This window comes from Methylobacterium marchantiae, from assembly GCF_042679825.1.
Classification (GTDB): Bacteria; Pseudomonadota; Alphaproteobacteria; order Rhizobiales; family Beijerinckiaceae; genus Methylobacterium; species Methylobacterium marchantiae.
Map to the genome: position 1 here is coordinate 39,554 of NZ_JBHTND010000024.1, position 15,974 is coordinate 55,527.

15 protein-coding genes are annotated in these 15,974 nt (G+C 68.4%); 5 read left to right on the forward strand and 10 right to left on the reverse strand.

Going from position 1 to position 15,974, the window contains the following annotated elements:
• Both ACFQ4G_RS16455 and ACFQ4G_RS16460 read left to right on the forward strand, forming a co-directional pair.
• Entirely contained in the window at positions 1-786 is a 786-nt protein-coding gene (locus ACFQ4G_RS16455) for a class I SAM-dependent methyltransferase (RefSeq protein ID WP_238208654.1), read from the forward strand.
• A 210-nt stretch (positions 787-996) separates the two neighbouring features.
• Positions 997-2,517, forward strand: a complete 1,521-nt coding sequence (locus ACFQ4G_RS16460; RefSeq protein WP_238208653.1) for an HdeD family acid-resistance protein — start codon at positions 997-999, stop codon at positions 2,515-2,517.
• A gap of 48 nt (positions 2,518-2,565) precedes the next feature.
• Here the strand turns inward: ACFQ4G_RS16460 and ACFQ4G_RS16465 are convergent, their stop codons facing one another.
• From ACFQ4G_RS16465 to ACFQ4G_RS16495, 7 genes are all read right to left on the reverse strand, one after another.
• Entirely contained in the window at positions 2,566-3,765 is a 1,200-nt protein-coding gene (locus tag ACFQ4G_RS16465; RefSeq protein WP_238208652.1) for a serine hydrolase domain-containing protein, read from the reverse strand.
• 55 nt (positions 3,766-3,820) lie between these two features.
• A complete protein-coding gene (locus ACFQ4G_RS16470; protein ID WP_238208651.1) occupies positions 3,821-4,150 on the reverse strand; it encodes a DMT family transporter in 330 nt (109 codons plus the stop codon).
• A 367-nt stretch (positions 4,151-4,517) separates the two neighbouring features.
• Positions 4,518-5,222 (reverse strand): ABC transporter ATP-binding protein, encoded by a 705-nt coding sequence (locus ACFQ4G_RS16475; protein WP_238208650.1) that lies wholly within the window; start codon positions 5,220-5,222, stop codon positions 4,518-4,520.
• Entirely contained in the window at positions 5,209-7,131 is a 1,923-nt protein-coding gene (locus ACFQ4G_RS16480) for a branched-chain amino acid ABC transporter ATP-binding protein/permease (protein ID WP_238208649.1), read from the reverse strand. The genes ACFQ4G_RS16475 and ACFQ4G_RS16480 overlap by 14 nt, the downstream gene beginning before the upstream one ends.
• A complete protein-coding gene (locus tag ACFQ4G_RS16485; RefSeq protein WP_238208648.1) occupies positions 7,131-8,006 on the reverse strand; it encodes a branched-chain amino acid ABC transporter permease in 876 nt (291 codons plus the stop codon). The genes ACFQ4G_RS16480 and ACFQ4G_RS16485 overlap by 1 nt, the downstream gene beginning before the upstream one ends.
• Before the next feature lie 12 nt (positions 8,007-8,018).
• Positions 8,019-9,329, reverse strand: coding sequence for a substrate-binding protein (locus ACFQ4G_RS16490; protein ID WP_238208647.1), 1,311 nt, complete (start codon positions 9,327-9,329; stop codon positions 8,019-8,021).
• An 83-nt stretch (positions 9,330-9,412) separates the two neighbouring features.
• On the reverse strand, positions 9,413-10,429 hold the full coding sequence (locus ACFQ4G_RS16495) for a carbon-nitrogen hydrolase family protein (RefSeq protein ID WP_238208646.1): 1,017 nt from the start codon (positions 10,427-10,429) through the stop codon (positions 9,413-9,415).
• 150 nt (positions 10,430-10,579) lie between these two features.
• Between ACFQ4G_RS16495 and ACFQ4G_RS16500 the strand changes: the two genes are divergently transcribed.
• Positions 10,580-11,551: a LysR family transcriptional regulator gene (locus ACFQ4G_RS16500; RefSeq protein ID WP_238208704.1), complete on the forward strand. Its 972-nt coding sequence runs from the start codon at positions 10,580-10,582 to the stop codon at positions 11,549-11,551.
• Between the two features lie 74 nt (positions 11,552-11,625).
• On the opposite strand, the gene ACFQ4G_RS16505 is transcribed toward ACFQ4G_RS16500, so the two are convergent.
• Complete coding sequence (locus ACFQ4G_RS16505; protein WP_238208645.1) at positions 11,626-11,916, reverse strand: hypothetical protein; 291 nt, start codon at positions 11,914-11,916, stop codon at positions 11,626-11,628.
• 399 nt (positions 11,917-12,315) lie between these two features.
• Here ACFQ4G_RS16505 and ACFQ4G_RS16510 point away from each other — a divergent pair, with 399 nt between their 5' ends.
• Positions 12,316-12,648: a PRC-barrel domain-containing protein gene (locus ACFQ4G_RS16510; RefSeq protein ID WP_379040629.1), complete on the forward strand. Its 333-nt coding sequence runs from the start codon at positions 12,316-12,318 to the stop codon at positions 12,646-12,648.
• 103 nt (positions 12,649-12,751) lie between these two features.
• Here the strand turns inward: ACFQ4G_RS16510 and ACFQ4G_RS16515 are convergent, their stop codons facing one another.
• Both ACFQ4G_RS16515 and ACFQ4G_RS16520 read right to left on the reverse strand, forming a co-directional pair.
• Entirely contained in the window at positions 12,752-13,987 is a 1,236-nt protein-coding gene (locus ACFQ4G_RS16515) for an MFS transporter (protein WP_238208643.1), read from the reverse strand.
• A gap of 107 nt (positions 13,988-14,094) precedes the next feature.
• Positions 14,095-14,910 carry a pentapeptide repeat-containing protein gene (locus tag ACFQ4G_RS16520; RefSeq protein WP_238208642.1) on the reverse strand — a complete coding sequence of 272 codons (816 nt, stop codon included), beginning with the start codon at positions 14,908-14,910 and terminating at the stop codon, positions 14,095-14,097.
• A gap of 212 nt (positions 14,911-15,122) precedes the next feature.
• Between ACFQ4G_RS16520 and ACFQ4G_RS16525 the strand changes: the two genes are divergently transcribed.
• Positions 15,123-15,803 carry a Crp/Fnr family transcriptional regulator gene (locus ACFQ4G_RS16525; RefSeq protein ID WP_238208641.1) on the forward strand — a complete coding sequence of 227 codons (681 nt, stop codon included), beginning with the start codon at positions 15,123-15,125 and terminating at the stop codon, positions 15,801-15,803.
• Positions 15,804-15,974 lie beyond the last annotated feature (171 nt).

Genomic DNA, 15,974 nt, shown 5'->3' on the forward strand with positions numbered 1-15,974 from the left:
ATGTCGGACAGCTTTGAGGGGGCAGCCATGAGCGAGGCGCGCGATTTCGACCGGGAGACGAAGGATGTGGAGGGGCACCGCTACGCCTACGATTTCGACCTCGACGTCATGCACAAATACATGGTGCGGGCGTTCGCGCCGTTCTTCCGGCCGGGCCGGCTGCTCGAACTGGGTAGTTTCCGGGGGGATTTCACGCGGCGACTGACGCCGTTCTTCTCCGATGTCACCTGCATCGAAGCCTCCGGCGAGGCGATCGCCGCGGCTCGCGGGCGGCTCGACCCGAGCGTGAGCTTCGTCCATGCGACCTTCGACGAGGCGGCCCTGCCCCACCGCTACGACACGGCGATCCTGACGCATGTCCTCGAACATCTCGACGACCCGGTCGGTGTCCTGGGCCGCGTCAACGACGAGTGGCTGTCGGAGGGCGGCCGGCTCTTCATCGCCTGCCCGAACGCCAACGCGCCGTCCCGCCAGATCGCGGTGAAGATGGGACTGATCTCTCACAACACGGCCGTGACCGAGGCGGAGCGCCAGCATGGTCACCGGCGCACCTACACGCTCGACACCCTCGAACGTGAGGCGACGGAAGCGGGCCTGCGCGTGATCCACCGCTCGGGAATCTTCTTCAAGGCTCTCGCCAACTTCCAGTGGGATGCCCTGCTCAAGACCGACATCGTGTCGCCCGCCTATTTCGACGGATGCTACGAACTGGGCCAAGTCTACCCCGATCTCTGTTCGAGTATTTTCCTGGTTTGCGAAAAGGGGTCCCGGAATCGCGGACGATAGTGTCCGGTACGGAGTGCGGGAGGTGCCCGGACAGGAATCGCGGGCACGCCCAGACCGGGATGCGCTGCCCGGGTGGAAGACGTCACGCGATGGTGGAAAACGGTCGTCCGTCGCGGAAAAGGGCGGCCCGGAGCGGAGACGTTAATCGATCCTTTGCTTCGTTTCGGACTCTCGTTGAGGGGGACGATGCGCTCCGGGGGACGAATACGGGTGACCATACCGCCTCAGCCACGCCACCACGGCTCCGCGGAGATTCCGACGGGTGGGAAAGGCGCGTATTCCAGGCACGACGATGCTGCGCCCGAGCGGGCCTGCCCGAAGGAAAAGGCCGTTCTGGACCTCGCCTCGATCAAGGCCACCGATCGGTCCGTCGAGGATGCGTTCGGGTCCACCGAATCCCCGGCAAGTCCGAAGGCGCTTCCCCTCTGGCTGCTGCTGGTCGGACGCGAGGTTGTGCACAGGCACTGGGGCCTCGTCACCGGCGCCGGCATCGTCTGGACGGCTCTGGGCGGCGCGCTCGTGATCGATGCCCTCGACGGCGCGACGCATATTCCCGACCGCTGGTTCGGCCTCCTCCTCGTGTTCGAGGCGGCGGGCTCGTTCGTGCGCGGCCTCGTCGCCACCGGGGCGGCACGCCGCCTCCGCATCCTCAAGGCGGCGCTCCTCCTCGTCGTGGCGGTGCTGACGATGCTGGCATCGTCCTCCAGTACCTTTCTGCTCGCCATGCTGTTCGGAACCGCCTTCCTGTTCGACGGCCTGTCGCGCTTCGCGCTCGCGAACGTGCTGCGCTTTCCGGGATGGCGATTGTCGGCGGCGCATGGGGCGCTCGTCGTGGCTTTGGGCATCATCACCCTGCAGCCCTGGCCGACCTGGTACGCGGGCACGGTCGGCTTCTGCATCGGTGCCTTCCTGATGCTGGCCGGCATCAAGGTGGCGATCCTCGGGGCGCGCATGCGGCACCTGCCGGCCGAGCCCCTGGCGCAAGCTCCGGACGCCCATTCGGACGCGCTGACCGTCCATGTCTGGACGCCGACCGGGACGGCGACGATCCCGGCCCGGCAGCGGCTGGTCCATCGCTATGTCGTGTCGGTGAACGGGCGCGGCCACGTCTCCACCGGCCACGCGGCGCTGGAACTGGGCGCCGGTGTCACGGAGGACGCGCTCTATGTGAGCCATTATCCGGCCGTGGAGATCGACCGCTCGCCCGACAACCTGCGCGCGACCCTGCGCGCCGGCCCGGAAAACGACGTGCCGGGACGTTTCCTGCCGAGCTATCGCGAGGAGGCGGACGATTGGTGCGAGGCGACCGTCACGGTCACCCTCCGCGGGGTCGACGCGGCGCGCCTGCGGCATTTCTGGGCCGCCTATCGACGCGACGCGACCTACAACCTCGTGGGTCGGAACTGCTCGACGACGGTGGCCTCCGCCCTGGACGCGGCCGTCGAAGGCGCGTTCAACCGTGACGGCAAGCCGTGGCGGCACCTCGCCCGTGCGGTGATGAGCCCGGAATTCTGGGCGGCCGCGATCCTGCGCAACGGAGCGGGCGCGATGACGTGGACGCCGGGTCTCGTGCTCGATTACTCGCGCGCCCTCAGTGCCCTCGTCGATCCGGTCTCGCCGGTTCCGGCCATTCGCTGGGAGGGCGTGAGACGCCGGCTGCTGCGCAACTGGCGGGCGGAGACCGTCGCGCGGATGCGGAATCTCGGCCGCCGGCGATCCCCGGCGGCGTGATCCCGCGGACCATCCAGCGTACGTATCCCCTGCGACCGGTGTCCAGCATCAGGGGGCCGGTCGCGGTGCGGCCACCTCTCGGGAGATGGCCAGCATGACGGCGAGCGTGTCCGCCTCGTCCTCCTCGGCGCCGTGGTCGCTGAGCTTGACGATCACCGTATCGGTGTCGCGGTTGATGTAGACGTACTGGCCGTAGACGCCGATGGCCGAGATGTCGTCGTCGCCCTCCGGGATGTGCCACCATTGCGCCGAGTAGGGCCAGCCATCGACCTCCCGGCGTGCCGGGGTCTCGATCCGCCCGATCCACGAGGCGGGGACGACGCTCGTGCCGCCGACCCGGCCATGGTCGGCCACCATCAGCCCGAGGCGCAGGAAGTCCCGGGCGACGGCATTGATGCAGCAGAAGGCCTTCTCCGTCCCTCCGGGCCGGTCGAGATTCCAGGTCGCGTTCGCCTGCGCCCCCATGGGTTTCCAGATCCGGTCCGAGAGGAGGTCGGCCAGGGGCCTGCCCTCGACCTCGGCGAGGATCAGGCCGAGGATCTCCGTGTCGATGCTGCGATACTGGCCCTCGCTGCCGGGATTGGACGACAGGCGGGCACTCTCCTTCACGAAGTCCCGGATGTCGCGGGTGAGGTACATGCCGGCGGTGCCCACCAGCGGTCGCCACGGGTCGTAATTCTCCGGCACAGCGAGCCCGCTCGTCATGTCGAGGAGGTCGCGGACGGTGATGCGTCCGAAGGCGGGCTCTCCGCGCAGAGAGGGCAGCAGGGTGGCGACGTGGTCGGTCTCGGCGAGCCGGCCACCGGCGATCGCCTGCCCGACCAGCAGCGAGACCACGGATTTCGCCACCGACCAGGACGGGAACAGCGTCGTCTGATCCCAGCCGGGGCGGTACCATTCGTGGATCAGGACGCCCTTGTGGCTGACGAGAAAGGCATTGGTGTGGGTCGCGGCCAGCACCTCCCCGAGGGGAAGGCTGCGCCCCTTCCACGGGACGCGATCGGGGATGGGGCGGGTCCGGACGGGCAGGATGCCGGAGATGCCCGGGGCCGCCACGACCCGGCTCGCGAACCATGTGCCGATGGCGGAGGGTTCGACGATCGCCAGCGCCGCCAGGGTGATCGGGTTCGGCACGCCGAGCAGCGCGACGAGCGCGAAGGACGCTCCTCCCAGGGCCACCCCGCCCGCCAACGCTCCGGCGAGCCAGGGGTGGCGAAAACGCGGCCGGAGGCGGCGGGCTCTCGACATCGGCTTCAAGGCCCCCTTCGACGACCGGGAACGAACTGCACGCGTGTCCGGCCGCTCAATGCGGCGCGGTCTGGCCCGAGGCGAGAATCGTCACGCCGACGGCGATCACCGCGATGCCGAGGATCATCGGCAGGGTGATGGGTTCGTGAAACAGCAGCGCGCCGCCCAATGCCGCACCGACCATGCCGACCCCGGCCCAGATCGCGTAGACGATCCCGATCGGCAGCATGTTCATGCTGTTCGACATCAGCCAGAACGCGGTGCCGTAGCCCAGCACGACGATGATCGTCGGCACCGGCTTGGTCAGTCCATCGGCGGCCTTGAGGGCGAGCGTCGCCGTCACTTCGGCGCTGATGGCGAAGGCGAGGAGGAGATACGGGTTCATGCTGGAATCGTCCGTGCGGGCGGCTGGCGGGAGGCGGCTTCTACGGACTTGCGCCCTGCCTCGCCGCGATCGTTCTGGAGCGATCTCGGCGGCAGGATCGCCGGAACGATGAAGACAGGGTGCGATGTCCCGCCCGGCCGTTCGAGACCAGGGCCGGAACGTCCCGACCCTGCGTCAGCCTTCAGATCACCGGTCCCGTTAATTTCGCGTGTCGAGGAGTGCCGGAACGCCCTCGCCGCCCTGCGCCGGCGGCCTTCGCGGCAGGGGACGGAACACGCGAGGAGCCGCCGGGAGCACGCTCGCGCGGTCGACGATGCCCGGCCATCCGCCGGGCCTTCGGTCCTCGCCTAAGGGCGGGATGCGCGGGTCATGCGGTCAGCCCCATGAAGGCGCGCATCGGCGCCGGATCGCTGCGAAGGTCGGCCGCCGATCCTTCGTAGACGACGTGCCCGTTGTTGAAGCCGTAGACCCGCTGGGCGAAGCTGAGCACCGCGGCCACGTTCTGCTCGACCACGACGATGGTCCGGCCCTCCTCGGCGAGGCGGCGCGCCAGGGCGATCAGGTCCTGCACGATCAGGGGAGCCAGGCCCTCGAACGGTTCGTCGAGGAGGATGATCCGGGGATCGCGGATGAGGGCGCGTGCGATCGACAGCATCTGCTGCTCGCCGCCCGACAGGGTCCGGCCCCGCGACGTCCGGCGCTCCTTCAATCGCGGAAAGACCTCCCAGATCCGGTCCAGGGACCAGCCCTTCGGCGCGGTGAGGCGGGCGACGCGCAGGTTCTCCTCCACCGTGAGGGTCCCGAAGATGGCGCGTTCCTCCGGGACCAGCTGCATGCCGACGCGGGCGATCTTCTCGGGCGGCAAGCCCTGGATCGGCCGGCCGTCGAGGCGGATCGTGCCGCTGCGCGGCGCGAGCGCGCCCATCAGGGTCCGCAAGGTCGTGGTCTTGCCGGCGCCGTTGCGGCCGAGCAGGGCCACGACCTCGTTCTCCTCGACGCGCAGGGAGACGTCGAAGAGGACGTGCGAATCCCCGTAGAGGGTGTTGATGCCCTCGACCTCAAGCAGGCTCATGCATGGCTCCCAGGATCGCGGTTCCCTCGGCGGCGGCCTCGTCCGGGGCCGTGCCCAGATAGGCCTTCTGGACCGCCGGATCGCGTCGCACGGTCTCGGCGGGGCCGTCCGCCAGGAGGCGTCCCTCGCTCAGCACGGTGATGCGTTCGGCGAGACCGAAGACGGCGTCGAGGTCGTGCTCCACGAGGAGGATGGTGCAGGAGCGGCCGATCCTGCGGATGAGCGCGCAGGTCGCGGCGCGCTCCGACGAGCTCATCCCGGCCAGTGGCTCGTCGAGGAGGAGCACGTTGGGGCTGGTGGCCAGGGCCATGCCGATTTCGAGGCGGCGCTTCTCGCCGTAGGCCAGCACGCCGACGCGCGTCTCCGCCCTTGATCCGAGGTCGAGGATGCCCAGCATTGTCTCGACCTGCGCCTCCACGTCCGCGTTGGCGCCGGCCGGAGCGAGAAGGTCGAGGCGGAAGCGGCCGCGGGCACGGGCCAGCGCCGCCACCCGCAGGTTTTCCCGCACGGTGAGATTGAGGAAAAGCTGGTTGAGCTGGTTGCTCTTGGCGACGCCGCGCTGCGTCGCCGCCGTGACCCCTGCCCCCGTGAGCCGCTCACCGAACAGCAGAACCGACCCGGCGCTCGGGCCGACCTCGTCGGACAGCATCTTGAAGAGCGTGCTCTTGCCGGCGCCGTTCGGGCCGATCACCGCGTGGATCGAGCCGCGCCGGACCTGGAAGCTCACGCCGTCCACGGCCTTGAGGCCGCCGTAGTGCCGCGCGAGCCCCTGCGCCTCCAGGGCGATCTCCGCATGGGCGGTGCGTCCGTCGATGGCCGGCCGGGGCATGGGGAGCGCGACCTCGGCCGGGATTTCCGGAACGACCACGCTTTCCGAGGCGATGGCCTCCTCGATCGCCTCGGTGCGGGCCTTCGCGGCGCGAAGGCGCGCGGCCTCGCCGCGCTGGCGCCAGCGATGCAGGATCTCGCCGCAGATGCCCCGCCGCAGGCCCATCACCAGGCCGATGAAGGCGACGCCGAGGATCAGCCTCCAGAGGGAGCCGAAGCCGGGGATGAGCTGGAGATTGTCGCGCAGCCACAGCCAGAGTGCTGCGCCCACCAGGGGACCGATCAGGGTTCCGACCCCGCCCACGATGGTCTGCACCACGAGCTGGCCCGAGGTTTCCAGCGCGAAGGCGTCCGGCGGCATGTAGCTCTGGAAGGACCCCAGCATCGCGCCGGCGAGACCCGCGTAGAGAGCCGCGATGGTGAAGGCCGCGAGCTTGTAGGCCGGCACGTCGTGGCCGAGCATGGCCACGCGCGGGGTGTTCTCCTTGACCGCCTTCAGGATCAGCCCCACCGAGGAGTGCACGATGCGCCGGGCCAGTACGAAGCCGAGGAAGAACGCGACCGCGAGGAGCGCGTACATGGGCAGGCCGGCGGTGATCCGGACGGCGCTCGCCCCGAAGCCGATCACCGGCACGGGCACCCCCGCGATGCCGTTCTCGCCGCCGGTATAGTCGGAGAGCGGCGAGTTCTGGATGAAATAGGCCATCTGGCCGAAAGCCAGGGTGATCATGGCGAAGTAGATGCCGATGCGCCGGACAGCGAGCCAGCCGACCGCGAGACCGAAGATCCCGGCCGCCAGGGTGCCGATCAGGAAGGCGAGCCAGACGCTTCCGACGGTGCCGGAGACCAGCAGGTAGGCGGCGACGAACCCGCCGGCCCCGTAGAAGGCCGCCTGCCCGAAGGAGAGGAGCCCGGCGAGCCCGAACAGGATGTCGAGGCCGAGGCCGAACAGGGCCCAGTTGAGCGCCCGCGACAGGAGGTCGTGCGAGAAGCCCAGCGGCGGCAGCAGGACCGGTGCGGCCAGGAGGGCGACGAGGAGAGCGAGTTCGGGCCAGGCGGCGCGTAAGGGGCGGAGGCCCATCAGACCCGGCCCTCCGTGCCGAACAGCCCTTGCGGCCGCGCCACCAGGACGAGGGCCATGAGGCCGTAGAGCATCACTTCCGAATAGGCTGAGTTGAACGCGCTCGTCAGGCTGATGATCTCGCCCGCGATCAGGCCGCCCACGATGGCGCCGGGGAAGGAGCCGAGGCCGCCCAGCACGATCACCACGAAGGACTGCACCATGAAGCTCGCGCCCATGTCGGGCGTCACCGCGACGACGGGGGCGTAGAGCATGCCGGCCAGACCGACCGCGACGATGCCAACCGCGAAGACGAACAGGAAGGTGCGCCGCACGTCGATGCCGAGGATGCCGACCATGCCGGCATTCTCGATGCCCGCCCGCACCACGAGGCCCACGGAGGTCCGGTAGAGCACGAGGTAGAGGCCCACCAGCAGCGCCGCGATGATGCCGATGAGCTGGAGGCGGTAGGTCGGGTAGACCAGGAAGCCGAGCTTCGTCGCGCCGGTGCCCCAGGAGGGCACCGGCACCCGCTGGCTGTTGCCGCCGAACCAGCTCCGCAGGCCCTCCACCAGCACCATGCCGATCCCGTAGGTGACGAGGATCTGGTCCTCGTCCGGCCGGGCGTAGAAATGGCGGATGATGAGCCGCTCCATGGCGAAGCCGATGATGAGCATGATGGCGCAGCCGCCGAGCAGGGCGAGCACGAAGGAATGCGTCGCCTGCATCATCACGAAGGCGGTGTAGGCGCCCACCGCGAACAATGCGCCGTGGGCGAAGTTGAGCACGCCGAGCGTGCCCAGGATGATGGTCAACCCGCTGGAGACCAGGGCCAGGAGGCTGCCCAGCGCGAGGCCGTTGAAGGCCTGCGAGAGGAGGACGGCGGTGCTCGGCATGATCGCGCGCCTTCAGCTGTAGGGACCGAGCTTGCACCCGAACAGATCGGGCGGGTTCATCACGCTCTCGCCGTCGACGAGATCGACGACCTCGTAGAAATCCTCCGGGCCCTTCATGGCCGAGGGCGCCTTGCCGCGCAGGATCGGGATCGGGCGCACCATCTGGTGGTCCTCGGCCCGGTAATAGACGCGCCCGATGGTGGTCTCGTAGGGCTGGGCCTTCGAGCCCTCCATCACCTTGATGATATCGACCGGGTTGAACCCCCCTGCCCGCTCCACCGAGAGCGCCCAGAGGTAGGTCTGCATGTAGGCGATGTGGGCCCCCCAGCGCGGGCGGTACGTGTTCCTGGCCAGGAAGGACTCGACGAAGGTCTTGGCGAGGGGATAGCGATCCTCCAGCGTCCACCAGAAGTCGCAGGAGCCGTAGACGCCCTGCATCAGTTCGGGGCCGACCTCCTTGTCCTGGAACGAGGACAGGTTCGGCACCACGAGCTTCATGCTGGAGAGGACGCCGAACTGCTCGGCCTGCTTCGTGGAGGCCACCGCGTCGGAGCCGAAGCAGATGTTGACGAAGACGTCGGCGCCGCTGTTGGCGATGTTGAGGAGCGCCGAGCTGTAATCGGCCGTGCCGAGCGGCACCGTCTCCTTCAGGACCTGCGTCCAGCCCTGCTCCTTCGAGAACTTGGAGAACGAGTCGTAGACGGTCTGCCCGTAGGTGTAATCGGGCACCAGGAAGGCGGCCTTGAGCGTCTTGCCAAGCGCCTTGGCGACGACGGGGGCCAGGGCCTTGGCGGCCATGTAGGCGTTCTGCTGTGAGCGGAAGCCGTAGCGCTGGCAGTTCTTGCCGGTGACGTCGTTCGAGCCGGCGATGCCGACCATGTAGAGGACCTTGTCGCGGCTCGCGAGCTCTTCGAGGGCGATGGCCTCGGCGCTGCTGACGGAGCCCTGGAACATGATGGCTTTGTCGCGCTGGATGAACTGGGTCGCGGCCTGGACCGCGACGTTGGGCTTGCCCTCGGTGTCTGCGATCTTGTGGCGGATCTGGCGGCCGAGGACGCCCTTGCCCTTGAGCCCCCAGGCCGCGGGGATCTCGCCGCCCGCGTTGATCTGCGCGATCGCGAGTTCGTAGCCGAGCTTGAGGTCGCTGCCGTCGCCGGAGAACACCCCGGTCAGCGGCATGTTGAGGCCGATGAAGACGGAATCCGCTCCGACTCCCTCCGGGAAGGTCCCGATCCCGGCCGGGCTCTGGGCGAGAGCCCCGCGCAGGTCCGGCAGCATCAGGCCGGCCGCGCCTCCGAGGATGAGTTTGCGACGATCGAGCATGAGGGGCCTCTCGGTTGTGGCTTCGGGGGCGTGGGTCTCGGTGGAGATCAGGGGCGCGCAGAACGGGACACGGCGCGAGCAAGTCACGCGCCGGTCGCGACCGGCGGCAGCGGTTCGGGGACCGGTGGCGGGCCATCGCGGAACTGGGCGGGCGCGAGCCGCTGGCGGTTCACGCTGAGGTCGAAGACATCGAAGCGGTTGTAGTAGCCGACCACGTCGTGGAACTGCTTGGGCTCGATGCAGGCGTTGAGGTCGATCTCCGCGTAGAGGATCCCCTCTTCCAGCAGCGCCTCGCCGATCTGCGCGCCGGTCGGATCGACGAAGAACGAGGCGGCGCGCGGTGTTCCGTCGAGCACATCTGCGGCGCCCGGATCGCGCGCCGCCAGGAGGTCGTAGGCGGCCTTGTCCAGCACCCCGGCGGTGACGAGGCCGAAGGCCTTGGCCTCGAAGCAATGGGCGCTGGCGCGCAGGCGGTTGGCGGCGAGGTTGTCGTAGTTCCCGCCGCCCTTGGGCCGGCGCGTCGGCCAGACCGGAGGCCAGGACGAGATGTGGAACTGCTCGCCCTGGGCCATCAGGGCGTAGCGCGCGAGGGGATTGGTGTTCTCGCCGCAGATGAGCTGGCCGATGCGGCCGATGGCGGTCTCGACCACCTTCAGACCGGCGCCGTCGCCGGGGGCCCAGACGAGCTTCTCGTAATAGGTCGGCATCAGCTTGCGGTGATGGTTGAGGACCGTCCCGTCCTCGCCGATGAGGAGGTTGGCGTTCCAGAGGCAGCCCACGCTGGCGGGCGAGCGCTCGCTGATGCCGATCGACACGACGATGCCGGCCGCCCGCGCCGCCTGCCGGATGCGCGCGATCTCCGGCCCGTCGGCGAGGACCGACTGCTCCGCCATGCGGGCGAAGAGGTCGTGGTTGTCGATCGGGGCCGTGAGCGCCGCCCAGACCGGGAAGGCCGGGATGAAGGTCTCGGGAAAGGCGATCAGTGCGGCGCCGGCCCGCGCCGCCTCCTCGATCAGGGCGACCGCCTTGGCGGTGGTCGCGGTCGCATCGAGGAAGACGGGAGCGGCGTGGACGGCGGCGGCCTTGAACCGTGGGAGCATGGAATTTCCCTTTCCACGGCGAGATTACGGCGCGGGCGCTTCCTGCAAAGCCGACAAATCTGCAAGGCGCCTTGCAGGATGTCCGCGGAGGCCGGGCCTGCCGACGAGCGTGAGGGATTCTCTGGCGCGCATCTTGCCCGCCATCGGGCCATGCAGACCTTCGATCTCCTGGACTGGAACGACATCAAGATCTTCCTGGGGGCGGCCCGGGGCGGGAGCCTCGCCGCCGCCGCGAAACGCCTGAGGGTCGACCAGTCCACCGTGAGCCGGAGGCTCGCCAATCTGGAGAGTGCTCTCGGGCTCGCGCTTTTCGAGCGCCTGCCGTCGGGCCTGCGCCTCAGCGACGTGGGGCAGCGCCTGCTCCGGCACGCCGAGCAGGTCGAGAGCGCGGTCATCTCCCTCCGGCACGAGGATCACCCCGGCGGCGGCATCGGAGGGCGGGTGCGGCTCGCCACGATGGAGGGCATCGCCTCCCTGTACCTGGCCGAGCGCCTCTGGGGCCTGCGGGAGCGCCACCCCGACCTGATGGTCGACCTCGTGACCTCGGCCCAGACCGTCTACGTCAACCGTCGCGAGGCCGACCTCTTCCTCAGCTTCTTCAGGCCGCCCGGAAAAGGATTGATCTCGGAGCAGATCGGCGCGTTCCGGCTCGGATTGTATGCGGCGCCGAGCTACCTCGCGCGGCATGGATGCCCGGCCGATCTACTGGCGCTGAAGCAGCATCACTTCGTCTCGTACGTCGACGATCTCGTGCAGGTCGATTGCGTCCGTTGGCTGGACGACCTTCTCGAAGAGCGGCAGACGGTGTTTCGATCCAACAGCATGATCGCGCAGAAGAACGCCGCACGCGGAGGCCTAGGACTCGTTCTTCTGCCGAGTTTCGCGGTGACGGCTCGTGACGACCTCGTCCCGGTCCTGCACGACGAAGCCTTCACCACGCGGGAACTCTGGCTCAACGTCCACGCCGACCTGCAATTCGCACCTCGGGTCAGGGCGGTCATGGCCTTTCTGAAGGGGACCATCGCCTCGGACGTCCAGTTTCGGCCGTCCGAGGCCCTCCCCCAGATGGCTCGTTGTTCAAGCCTTTCGCCGGACGCGCGCGTGTCGAGCTTGATGATCTGAGGCTGCGACGAACCCGAGAGGCAGGGTCGTACAGGCGATCGGCACTGCCTCCGCGTCAGCGCATGTCCTTCGCGTCAGCGCATGTCCTTGGGGAGATGCTGGATCGGGTTCGTCCGCGACGGCGCGCCGTCGCCCTGCACGGCCCCGCCCTTCATGACGTCGGTGGAGGATCGGATGGCGCCGGCCGGCGCGACGTGACCGTTGTCGCCGTCATGCGCGGTGCCCGTCGGCAAGGTCCCCGGGGTCGGCTGGTCGATCCGGCTGGCCGCGGACTGCGCGAACGCCGGAGCCGCGAAGCCGAGGCCGACCACCAGGACGGCGAAGGAGAAGGCGCGAGGGAATCTGCGAGGGAATCTGATCGTCATGACTGGATATCGTCCGTTCCGGCTCCGTACGAGCCGTGTTTTGCGGGCCGTGTTTTCAAACTCTGCAATGCCCCCGCGATGCCGGTGTTCCCATCCGGTCCGAGGATAGTCCGCACCGACCCGGGGTCATCCGGCGAGCCACTGAAATTTGACCCAAAAAAATTCTGAACGTTTCCGGGATGGGTACGTTGTGCTTCCCGATGCGACCCAAGTGACGAAGCAGAAATCTCGAAGAGGGATTTGCTAATACTGTTCGTCTCCGGCGCTATTACTTATGGGGAAAAATCTTTGTCATACCGTAATCTCGTCGCCGCCGTGGTCCTTTCGTGCGTTTCGGTCCCCGCCCTGGCCCAGACGCCCGCACCGGCGACCACTGCGCACTCCTCGTCCGAGATGGGCATGAAGATGGCCGATACGGCGACCGTGAAGCTCAAGTTCGTGACCGTGAAGCCGGCCGACATCACGTCGTCGAAGCTGATCGGCACGAACGTCTACAACAACAACAAGGAGACTGTCGGCGAGATCGAGGATCTCGTCATCGAGAACGGCAAGACCGTGACCGGCGTCATCGTCAGCGTCGGCGGCTTCCTCGGCCTCGGTGAGCGCTACGTCGTCCTCGACCCCTCCACCATCTCGGTCAGCAACAAGGACAACAAGTGGGCGGCCTATGTCGATACCGACAAGGACACGCTCAACAAGGCCCCGAGCTTCGACTACTCCAAGAAGAAGTAACTCCTTTCGGGTCTGACAGACTCGTGCTCGACCAGCGAAGGCCCGGACGCCCCACTCGGGTGGCGCCCGGGCCTTTTCCATGTTCCCTGCTCGTCGACCCGTATCAGGCCTTGTGGTTCGACGGTTCGGGCATCCGGGTCAGGAGCAGGGCCGCGGCGGTCCCGATGGCGGATGAGACGAGGAACGCGGCGGTGAATCCGCTGACATCGACGATGCTGCCGGCGAGTACGTTCGACAGGGCGATCGCGACACCCTGGACGGTCGCGATGGCGCCCGAGGCGAGGTTGTAGCGGCTCTTGTCCTCCATGAAGTCGGCGATCATCAGCGGCTTGATCGCGCTGTAGAGGCCGGTGCTCACGCCTTCCAGGGACTGGACCGCGAACAGCCAGATGGCGTCGTCGGACAACGTATAGAGCAGTGCCCGGACGGGCAGCATCGCGAAGGCGAACAGGATGATGGGCTTGCGCCCCCAGCCGTCGGCGAAGCGCCCGACCATGATGGCCATGGGCAGCATCACCACCTGGGCCGCGATGATGGTCGTCGACGTGATCGCGGCCGACCAGTCCTCGTGCGCCAGCGAGATCTTCTGGGCGACCAGAGAGGCCATCGGCCCGTTCGCCAGCTGGAACAGGAAGATCGACGCGGCAAAGATCAGGAGGGGACGGTTGCCGAGGAGCACCTTGAGCGCGGAGCCGCCCTTCGCCTTCGGCTTGACCTCCTCGGCGAGCTCCTGCCCGACGATGTCGCGCGGGATGGACAGCACCGCCGCAGCGGCGAGGAGAGACAGGGCGGGGACGAGGAAGAAGACCGCCCGGTCCGGGAAGCCGTAGCCCACCAGTGCGATCAGGACGGCGATGCAGACGTTGCCGCCGCGGTACCAGGCGCTGTTGCGGCCCATCCGGCGTGACAGGCGCGCCTTCGGAAAGATGCCGAGCGTGAGGCCGGCGATGGTCGGGGTGAAGCTGCTGCCCGCCGCGGTCAGCACCGTGAAGGCCACCAGCACCGGCCAGAACTGGGGCCAGATCGCGATCACCGTCGCCCCGGCCGAGGCCGCCAGCAGGGCGGCCACGATGGCCTTGCGCTTGTCGCGCGCGGCGTCGATGACGGCGCCGAGGGGAGCCTGCAGGGCGACTCCGATGAGGCCGGCGATGGTCGTCACCAACCCGACGGTCGTGGCGCTCCATTCCCGATGCACCAGCAGGAAGACGTTGAGATAGGGCCGTAGCCCGCCGTTCACGTCGACCAGGGTCAGGTTGAGAAGATCGAACTTGCGCGGATGCAGGTCCCGCGCTTCCTCGGTCCCGTCCGCCTCACCCTGCCGTTCCGCTCTCCCGCTCATGCTCTCACGACGCCTGTTCCCGTTCCGCTATGACGGGGTGTGACGTCCCTGCGCCGATTGTGTTCCCTATGCCCGGTCGCGGGGGGGGCGTCCGTGCCCATGGCGGATCAATCGATCGAGCGGGTGACGGCCCTGTCGATGTTGACGCGGGCGTCCCAGTCCTTCGCGGCGTCCTGTCCCTTGAGCGACACGAGCCGGGCGCCGCTGACGTCGACGTTCCTGAAGTCGGCCCCCGTGACGGTCGCGCCGGTGAGGTTCGCCCCCGACAGATCCGACCCCATCAGCACGACGTCGGTGAGGTCGGCATCCGTGAGATCGGCGTATTCCAGGCGCGAGCGACCGAGGTTCGCCCCCTTCAGGTTGGCGCCCTTCAGGTTCACCGAGACGAACACCGCCCGCATCAGGCCCATGGACTGGTTCTTGATGTCGGCGCCGCCCTTGAGGTCGACCAGCGTCGCCCCGCTCATGTTGGCGCCCCTGAAGTCGCCGATGGGCATCGACCGGCTGAGATCGGCCCCGCTGAGGTTGGCGTCGCGGGCGGTGATGCCGAACATCTTGGCGCCGACGAGCTTGGCGCCGGAGAGGTCCGCCTTGATGAACCAGGCCTGCTCCAGGTTTGCCCCGGTCAGGTCGGCGCCGCGCAGGCTGGCCTTGTTGAGACGGGCGGTGCGCAGGTTCGCGCCCCTGAGGTTCAGCCCCGACAGATCGAGGCCGGCGAGCGCCTTGTCGGAGAGGTCGACCGGCTTGCCGTCCGCCTCGGCGATCATCGCCTCGATGTCGGCGCGGGTCATCTCGGCCCTGGTCATCGCGGCCGAGCCCATATCGGCGCCCAGCAGCAGGTCCTGCTCGGCATGGGCCGGGGCGGTAAGAAGGACGGAGGTGAGCAGGAGGGGGGCGAGCAGGAGGGGGGCGAGGCGGCGCATGGTTTCTCCCGAACGATGTCGCCCGGCCGCGGGAAGCCTGTGCCTCCTCTCGATGTCGCCCGGACGAAATTTTTGTTCTCTGAGGAAGGTGGTACTGAGGTAGATCGCAACCGTCTGTGACCCAGGTCACCGATGTCTGCGGATACCGGAAACACGATGCATCGATGGGGTCACGGCGGCGCTCAACGACCGCGGGGCCCGGGAGGACGACCATGCAGAGCGCCCATCAGGTCGAGCGCTGGATCGAGCGCTTCCCGCTGATCCGCAACTTCAGCGCGGGACATCTCCAGATCGCCCGCGGCACGGTACATTTCCCCGTGCTGGAGGCGGGGGCGATTGCCTACGAGCTCCAGGACGTCTGCGCGGACTACCTGATGTGCATCGACGGCCGGACACGGGTGTTCCGGATGTCCGAGGGTGGACGGGAGATGCTGATCTACAAGGTCGGCGCGGGCGGGACCTGCGTTCTCACGACCCAGTGCCTCCTTTCGGGCGAGGGCTTTCCGGCGCAGAGCGTCGCCGAGGCCCGGACCGAGTTGGCCGCTCTTCCATCCGACACCTTCCGCCAATTGATGCGGGAGAGCGACGCCTTCCGAACCTTCGTCCTCGACGATTACACCAAGCTCCTGTCGGGGATGTTCGACCTGGTGGAGGAGATCGCGTTCGCGCCCCTGGAGCAACGCCTCGCCCGGCGATTGCTGGTCGAGGCCGATACCGACGGGATCGTCTGGAAGACCCACCAGCAACTCGCCTCGGACGTGGGAAGCGTGCGCGAGGTCGTCAGCCGCCTCCTGGGCGAATGGGCGGACGAGGGCCTCGTCGAGGTCCGGCGCGGCCAGGTACAGGTCATCGACCGGGCGACCCTGGCGGCCGGCAGGCGTCCTCTGTCCTGACCGGTCGATCGAATTCGGCCGCTACCGCAAGGGATCGAGAGATCCTGCCCTTCGCGCTCCATGCGTCCAGTGGCTGCGAGCACCTCTGCACGATCTCGTCCCGGGCCACGGACACGATCCGGAGCCGTCACGCCGGCCCCCCGCCCGGTCACCGAACCGGGCGGGGGGCTG

Excerpts from the sequence above, each read along its gene's own strand:
- ACFQ4G_RS16485 (WP_238208648.1), bottom strand. The coding sequence starts at position 8,006 with ATGCCGAGCACCGCCGTCCTCCTCTCGCAGGCCTTCAACGGCCTCGCG.
- ACFQ4G_RS16470 (WP_238208651.1), bottom strand. The coding sequence starts at position 4,150 with ATGAACCCGTATCTCCTCCTCGCCTTCGCCATCAGCGCCGAAGTGACG.
- ACFQ4G_RS16455 (WP_238208654.1), top strand. The coding sequence starts at position 1 with ATGTCGGACAGCTTTGAGGGGGCAGCCATGAGCGAGGCGCGCGATTTC.
- ACFQ4G_RS16495 (WP_238208646.1), bottom strand. The coding sequence starts at position 10,429 with ATGCTCCCACGGTTCAAGGCCGCCGCCGTCCACGCCGCTCCCGTCTTC.
- ACFQ4G_RS16490 (WP_238208647.1), bottom strand. The coding sequence starts at position 9,329 with ATGCTCGATCGTCGCAAACTCATCCTCGGAGGCGCGGCCGGCCTGATG.
- ACFQ4G_RS16480 (WP_238208649.1), bottom strand. The coding sequence starts at position 7,131 with ATGGGCCTCCGCCCCTTACGCGCCGCCTGGCCCGAACTCGCTCTCCTC.
- ACFQ4G_RS16520 (WP_238208642.1), bottom strand. The coding sequence starts at position 14,910 with ATGCGCCGCCTCGCCCCCCTCCTGCTCGCCCCCCTCCTGCTCACCTCC.
- ACFQ4G_RS16475 (WP_238208650.1), bottom strand. The coding sequence starts at position 5,222 with ATGAGCCTGCTTGAGGTCGAGGGCATCAACACCCTCTACGGGGATTCG.
- ACFQ4G_RS16510 (WP_379040629.1), top strand. The coding sequence starts at position 12,316 with ATGAAGATGGCCGATACGGCGACCGTGAAGCTCAAGTTCGTGACCGTG.
- ACFQ4G_RS16525 (WP_238208641.1), top strand. The coding sequence starts at position 15,123 with ATGCAGAGCGCCCATCAGGTCGAGCGCTGGATCGAGCGCTTCCCGCTG.
- ACFQ4G_RS16515 (WP_238208643.1), bottom strand. The coding sequence starts at position 13,987 with ATGAGCGGGAGAGCGGAACGGCAGGGTGAGGCGGACGGGACCGAGGAA.
- ACFQ4G_RS16505 (WP_238208645.1), bottom strand. The coding sequence starts at position 11,916 with ATGACGATCAGATTCCCTCGCAGATTCCCTCGCGCCTTCTCCTTCGCC.
- ACFQ4G_RS16500 (WP_238208704.1), top strand. The coding sequence starts at position 10,580 with ATGCAGACCTTCGATCTCCTGGACTGGAACGACATCAAGATCTTCCTG.
- ACFQ4G_RS16465 (WP_238208652.1), bottom strand. The coding sequence starts at position 3,765 with ATGTCGAGAGCCCGCCGCCTCCGGCCGCGTTTTCGCCACCCCTGGCTC.